Below are 7,081 nucleotides of genomic sequence, written 5' to 3' on the forward strand. Positions count from 1 at the left end.
GCCGATGCTCCGCATGGACTCCCTCCTCCGCCTTGCGATGCACGCACCCTGACGCCGCGGTCTGGTCCGACCTGATCCACAAGACACGCCCTAGCGGTGGAGCCCGCCACTCGGCAACCGCCGCAAGTGGTCAGGGCGTGAGCAGTCGTGACCGCAGGGCGTCGATCCGGGCGCGGTCGATGCCGACGGTGCCGGTGAGGTAGGCCTCGACGGAGCCGTAGCGGGTGGCGAGATCGGCGAGGGTGAGGCGGATGACGGCCTCCGGGGCGCGGCCGTAGCCGGGCCAGCGGAGGGTTTCGCCGGGGTGGGCGGCGTGCCAGTCGGCGACCAGGTGCGGGGTGGCGAGCTCGGTGAGGGCGAAGTCCGCGGCGATGTCGTCCTCGGAGACGCCGAGCAGGGTGAGCACCAGGGCGGCGATCAGGCCGGTGCGGTCCTTGCCGGACATGCAGTGGAAGACCACCGGGGCCTCGGCGTCGGTGATCGCGTCCAGGGTCTGGCGGATCTCCTTGACGCCGTCCTCGGCGACCTCGGCGAAGCGGTCGGCGAGGTAGCGCCACGGGTCGAGTGCCGGGTCGATCGCGGCCTGGTCATACGGGCGGTGCTCGATCGAGTGGTTGCGGAAGTCCAGGCCGTCGAAGTCGGGGACCCGCCCCTTGGCGGCGATCTCCCAGTCGTAGCGCAGGTCGATCACGGTCCGGACGCCGAGGGCCCGGAGCCGTTCGAGGTCGGCGGCGGTGGAGATCTTGCCGAGCGAGTCGGAGCGGTAGAGCAGGCCCCACCGGACGGTCCGTCCGTCGGCGGCCGGATAGCCGCCCAGGTCACGGAAGTTGTGCAGGGCGTCGAAGTCGAGGTGGCGGGTCGTCATGGGCGGCAATCCAACCACGGTGTCAGGCGTCGGTGTAGCCCCGGGCGAGCAGCTCGAAGGCGCGGTCGGCGTGGGCGACGGCCTCGGGGTGGAGGTCGTCGGCGGTGCGGCCGCCGTCCCGGAGGAGCTGCCAGTTGTGCAGGGCCAGGACCCGCTGGGTGGCGGTGACCTGGGCGGCGAGCAGCGGGGCCGTGAGCTCGTGCGGCGGGGCGAGGTCGGGGGCCTCGCGCAGCGCCTCGGCGAGGGACTGCTCGGCGCGGGCGACGTACGCGCCGACCCGGGCGGCCAGGCTGGGGGTGCCCTGGACGAGGGCGGTGAAGGCCAGCACCTGGGGGTGGTCGTTGAGGCCGGTGACCGGGTCGCGCCGGGCGAGGCCGTCCAGGAAGTCCCGGTGCAGGGCGTCCAGCAGGGTCTCGTCCCCGGCCCGGTTGCGGACCACGTCCGCCGCCTGCTCCTGGTGGTCGGCGAAGCGGTGGACGACCAGGTCCTCCTTGCTGGCGAAGTAGCTGAACAGGGTGGGCTTGGAGACCTCGGCGGCGGCGGCGACGTCGGCCACCGAGACCTGGTCGAAGCCGTGCTCCAGGAAGAGCGTGATGGCCGCCTCGGAGATGGCCCGCCGGGTCCGTTCCTTCTTGCGCTCCCGCAGTCCAGTCATGCGGTCCAGGCTAGCAGCCGGGATTGACCGGGGCAGTTTTCTGACCCGGTACGAAAATAGTGGCCCGACCGTCAGGAGTCGAGCGAGTCCAGGATCCGGCGGACCGACTCCACCACCGGCGCACCCGCCCGCACCAGCGAGGCCACCCCGGAGATGTTGCGCAGCGCCCGGCGCAGGGCGGACGGCGATGCCCCGTCGCCGGCGCCGTCGCCGATGGCCTCCAGCGACTCGTCCAGCACCTCGCGGTCCTCGGCCGGCACGTGGTCGCGCAACTGCTGGACGGCGGCCGCGAGTTCGCGCAGCGCGGCCTGCGGGTCGACCGGGCCCTGGTTCTTGACGATGCCGATGTTGTGGTCGCCGTGCTGGGTGACCGAGTCGCCGAAGTGGAAGGAGTTGCTCATGAGTGGACCATCTTCCCCGTGTTGTGGTCGCCGTACTGGTTGATCCGGTCGCCGATGTGGATGTTCTCGACCTGGAGCGCGAACTCGGCCTGGGGGTTGTCGATCGCGTCCATGATCAGCCTGATGAGCGTGCTCACCTCGGCGGAGTCATGGCTCACCACGGCCGTGTTCGAGGAGCTGGACGTCTCGATGATCAGCTTGTAGAGCGGCTTCATGCGGAGCCGCTGGACCAGCCGGTAGACGCTGAGGGCGAACAAGGCGATCACGACCCAGCCGCCGACGGCCTTGACGGAGTCGTTCTTCTGCGCCTCGCTGACGAAGGCGATCGCCAGGAGGAGGGCGAACAGGGAGCCCAGGGCCCGGAGGAACCTGCGGATCGCGAACGACCGTCTCGGTACGACCATGAACTGCCGTGCCCGGGCGATGTTGCCCAGCGGGTAGGCGTCGCCGCCGACCCACAGCACCCGCCGACTCACGCTGACGTCGATCATGCTACGTGCCAAGTCCGATCCCCCTACCCGTAGTGGCGGGGAGAACCATAGCAACGGCCGCGGACAGCGCGAACGCTGGCGGTGGATCAGCGGCCCCTCACCCGGCCGAGCGCCGGGCGGTCACCTCGATCTCGATCCGCATCCGGGGGTCGGCCAGGCCGCACACTTGCATCGTCGCGGCCGGTCGGACCTCGCCGAAGCAGCGCCGCAGCACCGGCCAGCAGGAGCTGCTGCCGGTCGCGCGCCGGGTGCTGGCCGAGCTCGCGGACGGGCTGGCGGCCGCCCGGGCGGTGGGCGACGGGGAGGCGGGGCGGCTGCGGATCGGCTTCTCCGCCTCGCTCGCCCTGACCGTCCTGCCCGGGCTGCTGCACGCCTTCCGGGAGCGCCACCCGGGGGTGCGGCTGGACGTCCGGGAGATGACCAGCGCGCCCCAGCTCGCCGCCCTGCGCGACCAAGGCATCGACGTCGGCCTGCTGCGCGAGCCGCCCGCCGACGACCAGGGGCTGCGGTTCCGGACGGTGCTCAGCGAGCCCTTCGTCGCCGTGCTCCCGGCGGACCATCCGCTCGCCGCCCAACGAGTCGTCCGGCTCGGGCAGTTGGCGGCGGAGCCGTTCGTGCTGCTGCCCCGCGAGGAGGGGCCGCAGCTGTACGACCGGATCACCGGCCTGTGCGCGGAGGCGGGTTTCAGCCCGCGGATCGGGCAGCAGGCGGTGGAGTGGCAGACGGTGTGCGCCCTGGTGGGGGCGGGCCTCGGGGTCTCGCTGGCCCCGGCCGGCATCCGGCGGATCCGGCTGCGCGGCGTCGCCTTCCGCCGGATCGACCCCGGTGCGGCCCGCACCCGGGTCGCGGTGGCCTGGCGGGCCGACGACGGCAGCCCGTTGGTGCACCGGCTGCTGGCGATCGTCGGGCCGGACGGCACCCCTTAGACGCTGCTCAGACGCTGCGGTCGGCGAGTACCTCGTGGACGACGTGACGGGCGTTGGCGGTCCGGGCCGGGTCGGTGTGGCGGTAGTAGGGGATCGTCACCAGGGCTATGGAGAGGGCCCAGGCGCGGCCGCGGGCCCACATGGCGTCGTCGGCGCGCAGGGCGGTGCGGAAGGCGGGTCTGGCGGCGGCGGGCAGCAGGTTCCAGGCGGGCATCAGGTCGGCGGTGGGGTCGCCGACGCCCATCAGGGCGAAGTCGATGACGGCGGTGAGCCGCCCGGAGCCGTCGACCAGCAGGTTCCCGGGGGTGAGGTCGCCGTGCATCCAGGCCGGCGGTCCGGCGTACTCGGGGAGGCGGAGTGCCTTGTCCCACAGGGCGGTTGCGGCGGCGGTGTCGATCGCGCCGGTGAGTTGGGCGATCGCCGCGCGGGTGGCGCCGTCCCGGGAGGCGAGCGGCACGCTGCGCTGGCCGGCCGGGGCACTGGCCGGGTCGAGCTCGCGCAGGGCGTTGACGAAGCCGGCCAGGTCGCGGGCGAGGCCCTCGGGTGCGGCGAGCACGCCGACCGCCGGGTTGACGCCGTCGAGCCAGCGCAGCACCGACCACTGCCAGGGGTAGCCGGCGGCGGGGCGGCCGACGGCCAGCGGGGCGGGGACGGGCAGCGGCAACTGCGGTGCCAGCCGGGGCAGCCACTGGTGCTCGCGCCGGACGTCCCCGGCGGCCCACTCCACCCGGGGCAGCCGGACGGCGAGTTCGGGCCCGAGCCGGAACATGGCGTTGTCCGCCCCGGCGGGCCCGACGGGCGTGACCGGAAGCCCCACCCACTGCGGGAACTGGGCGGAGAGCAACCGCCGTACCAGGGCCGCGTCGACGACCGGCTCATCGGGGTGCATCCGGGCGGCAGCGCACATGCCCGGCAGCGTACAGCGCGGACCGCCGCCCGACAGGCGGATCGGCGAACTGCCGGGGCACCGACCTGACCACGCGCCGCCCGCCCCCGCGCGGCCCGCTCGCCCGCGCGCCACGCCCGCCGCCCCGGGTGCGGCCGTGCGGTGTCACCGGCACCTGCCAGAATGCGGGGGGTACGGCGAAAGCACTGAAGGAGAAGGTGACCGGCTTCGTGACCACGCCAGTCGAACAGGTGGCCCGGCAGGCCCAGCAGGCGATCGAGCGCAAGATCGCCGAGGAACTGGGCGTTCGCGAGGGGCAGGTGACGTCCGCCGTCGAGTTGCTCGACGGCGGCGCGACCGTGCCGTTCGTGGCCCGCTACCGCAAGGAGGTCACCGGCTCGCTGGACGACGCCCAGCTGCGCACCCTGGAGGAGCGGCTGCGCTACCTGCGCGAGTTGGAGGAGCGCCGGGCGGCCGTCCTGGAGTCGATCGACTCCCAGGGCAAGCTGGACGACGCGCTGCGCGCCCAGGTGCTGGCCGCCGACTCCAAGGCACGGCTGGAGGACATCTACCTGCCGTTCAAGCCCAAGCGGCGCACCAAGGCGCAGATCGCCCGGGAGGCCGGGCTGGAGCCGCTGGCCGACACCCTGCTCGCCGACCCGACGCAGGACCCGGCGGCGCTCGCCGCGCAGTACCTGAACGAGTCGGTGGCGGACGCCGCGGCCGCGCTGGAGGGCGCCAGGTCGATCCTGGTCGAGCGCTTCGGCGAGGACGCGGACCTGGTCGGCTCGCTGCGCGAGCGGATGTGGGGCCGCGGCCGGCTGGTGGCCAGGGTCCGGGACGGCAAGGAGGGCGACGGCGCCAAGTTCGCCGACTACTTCGACTTCTCCGAGCCGTTCACCAAGCTCCCCTCGCACCGCATCCTGGCGATGCTGCGCGGTGAGAAGGAGGAGGTGCTGGACCTCGAACTCTCCCCCTACGACGGCGAGTCCGAGGGCGACCTGCCCGGCGAGAGCGACTACGAGCAGCGCATCGCGGCCCGCTTCGGCATCGCCGACCGCGGCCGCCCGGCCGACAAGTGGCTGGTCGACACGGTCCGTTGGGCCTGGCGCACCCGGATCCTGGTGCGGCTCGGCATCGACCTGCGGGGCCGGCTGCGCGCCGAGGCCGAGGACGAGGCGGTGCGGGTCTTCGCCGCCAACCTGCGCGACCTGCTGCTCGCCGCTCCGGCCGGCACCCGCGCCACCATGGGCCTGGACCCGGGCTTCCGCACCGGGGTGAAGGTCGCCGTGGTCGACGCCACCGGCAAGGTGGTCGCGTACGAGACCATCTACCCGCACCAGCCCGCCAACAAGTGGGACGCGGCGCTGAACACCCTCGCCGCGCTGGCGAAGAAGCACGACGTCGACCTGGTGGCGATCGGCAACGGCACCGCCTCCCGGGAGACCGACAAGCTCGCCGAGGACCTGCTCAAGCGCCACCCCGAGCTGGGGCTCACCAAGGCGATGGTCAGCGAGGCCGGCGCCTCCGTCTACTCGGCCTCCGCGTTCGCCTCGCAGGAGCTGCCGGAGCTCGACGTGTCGATCCGCGGCGCGGTGTCGATCGCCCGCCGGCTCCAGGACCCGCTGGCCGAACTTGTCAAGATCGACCCCAAGTCGATCGGCGTCGGCCAGTACCAGCACGACCTGAGCGAGGTGAAGCTCTCGCGCTCGCTGGACGCCGTGGTCGAGGACTGCGTCAACGCCGTCGGCGTGGACGTCAACACCGCCTCGGCGCCGCTGCTCACCCGGGTCTCCGGCATCACCGCCACGCTGGCCGACAACATCGTGGCGCACCGCGACGCCAACGGCCCGTTCCGCACCCGCAGGCAGCTCAAGGACGTCTCCCGGCTGGGCCCCAAGGCCTTCGAGCAGTGCGCGGGCTTCCTGCGGATCCCCGGCGGCGAGGACCCGCTGGACGCCTCCAGCGTGCACCCCGAGGCCTACCCGGTGGTGCGCCGGATCCTCGCCGCCACCGGGGGCGAGCTGCGCGAGCTGATCGGCAACGGGGAGCGGCTGCGGGCGCTGCGCCCGGCCGACTTCGCCGACGACACCTTCGGCGTCCCGACCGTCACCGACATCCTGGGCGAGCTGGACAAGCCGGGCCGTGACCCGCGCCCGGCCTTCCGCACCGCGGTGTTCAAGGAGGGCGTCGACAAGATCGGCGACCTGGAGGTCGGCATGGTGCTGGAGGGCGTGGTCACCAACGTGGCCGCCTTCGGCGCCTTCGTCGACGTGGGCGTCCACCAGGACGGGCTGGTGCACGTCTCGGCGCTGTCCAGGAACTTCGTCAAGGACCCGCGCGAGGTGGTCAAGCCCGGCGACATCGTCAAGGTCCGGGTGCTCACGGTGGACGTGCCGCGCAAGCGGATCGGGCTGACCCTGCGGCTGGACGACGAGGTCGGCCGGGAGCGGGGCGGCGACCGGGGTGACCGCGGTGGCGACCGGGGCGAGCGGCAGGCCCGCCCGCCGCGCCAGGAGCGCCGTGGCGGCGACCGTGGCGGCGACCGGGGCGCAGGCCAGGGCGGCCGGGGCGGCCAGGACCGGCGCGGGGGCGGCTCCGGCTCCGGCGGCAACGCCCCGCTGGCCAACAGCGCCATGGCGGACGCGCTGCGCCGGGCCGGTCTGACCGGTGGTGGCGGCGACGGCGCCCCGAAGGACCGGCGCTCCGGACGGCGCTGAGCTGGGCGCTGACGGCCGGGGGGGGGGGGGGGGGGGGGGGGCGGGGGTGGGGGGGGGGGGGGGGGCGGGGGGGGGGTGTTTTTTTTTTTCTTTGGTTTTTTCCTCTCTTTGTTGCTGCGCGCCCCCCCCGCCCATCG

7 protein-coding genes are annotated in these 7,081 nt (G+C 73.7%); 2 read left to right on the forward strand and 5 right to left on the reverse strand.

The genetic code is table 11. From position 1 onward, the window contains the following. Positions 1-130 precede the first annotated feature (130 nt). From ACZ4W5_RS37530 to ACZ4W5_RS37545, 4 genes are all read right to left on the reverse strand, one after another. Complete coding sequence (locus ACZ4W5_RS37530) at positions 131-865, reverse strand: tyrosine-protein phosphatase (protein ID WP_465659698.1); 735 nt, start codon at positions 863-865, stop codon at positions 131-133. A gap of 22 nt (positions 866-887) precedes the next feature. Continuing rightward, positions 888-1,520, reverse strand: coding sequence for a TetR/AcrR family transcriptional regulator (locus ACZ4W5_RS37535; RefSeq protein WP_402482962.1), 633 nt, complete (start codon positions 1,518-1,520; stop codon positions 888-890). 71 nt (positions 1,521-1,591) lie between these two features. Then, the gene (locus tag ACZ4W5_RS37540) at positions 1,592-1,921 is read right to left on the reverse strand and encodes a hypothetical protein (protein WP_360245653.1); all 330 of its coding nucleotides are present in this window, start codon (positions 1,919-1,921) and stop codon (positions 1,592-1,594) included. Then, positions 1,918-2,424, reverse strand: a complete 507-nt coding sequence (locus ACZ4W5_RS37545) for a DUF6232 family protein (RefSeq protein ID WP_465659700.1) — start codon at positions 2,422-2,424, stop codon at positions 1,918-1,920. Before ACZ4W5_RS37545 ends, ACZ4W5_RS37540 begins: the two co-directional genes overlap by 4 nt. A 20-nt stretch (positions 2,425-2,444) precedes the next feature. On the opposite strand from ACZ4W5_RS37545, the gene ACZ4W5_RS37550 reads away from it, so the two are divergent. Further along, entirely contained in the window at positions 2,445-3,338 is an 894-nt protein-coding gene (locus ACZ4W5_RS37550) for a LysR family substrate-binding domain-containing protein (RefSeq protein WP_465659702.1), read from the forward strand. Positions 3,339-3,345: 7 nt separating this feature from the next. Here the strand turns inward: ACZ4W5_RS37550 and ACZ4W5_RS37555 are convergent, their stop codons facing one another. Then, positions 3,346-4,245, reverse strand: coding sequence for an aminoglycoside phosphotransferase family protein (locus ACZ4W5_RS37555; RefSeq protein ID WP_465659704.1), 900 nt, complete (start codon positions 4,243-4,245; stop codon positions 3,346-3,348). 209 nt (positions 4,246-4,454) lie between these two features. Between ACZ4W5_RS37555 and ACZ4W5_RS37560 the strand changes: the two genes are divergently transcribed. Next, on the forward strand, positions 4,455-6,944 hold the full coding sequence (locus ACZ4W5_RS37560; protein ID WP_465659706.1) for a Tex family protein: 2,490 nt from the start codon (positions 4,455-4,457) through the stop codon (positions 6,942-6,944). The last annotated feature ends 137 nt before the right edge of the window (positions 6,945-7,081 follow it).

This window comes from Kitasatospora sp. NPDC029367, from assembly GCF_055569135.1.

Coding starts and splice junctions, on each gene's coding strand:
- ACZ4W5_RS37530 (WP_465659698.1), bottom strand. CDS start 865: ATGACGACCCGCCACCTCGACTTCGACGCCCTGCACAACTTCCGTGAC.
- ACZ4W5_RS37535 (WP_402482962.1), bottom strand. CDS start 1,520: ATGACTGGACTGCGGGAGCGCAAGAAGGAACGGACCCGGCGGGCCATC.
- ACZ4W5_RS37540 (WP_360245653.1), bottom strand. CDS start 1,921: ATGAGCAACTCCTTCCACTTCGGCGACTCGGTCACCCAGCACGGCGAC.
- ACZ4W5_RS37555 (WP_465659704.1), bottom strand. CDS start 4,245: ATGTGCGCTGCCGCCCGGATGCACCCCGATGAGCCGGTCGTCGACGCG.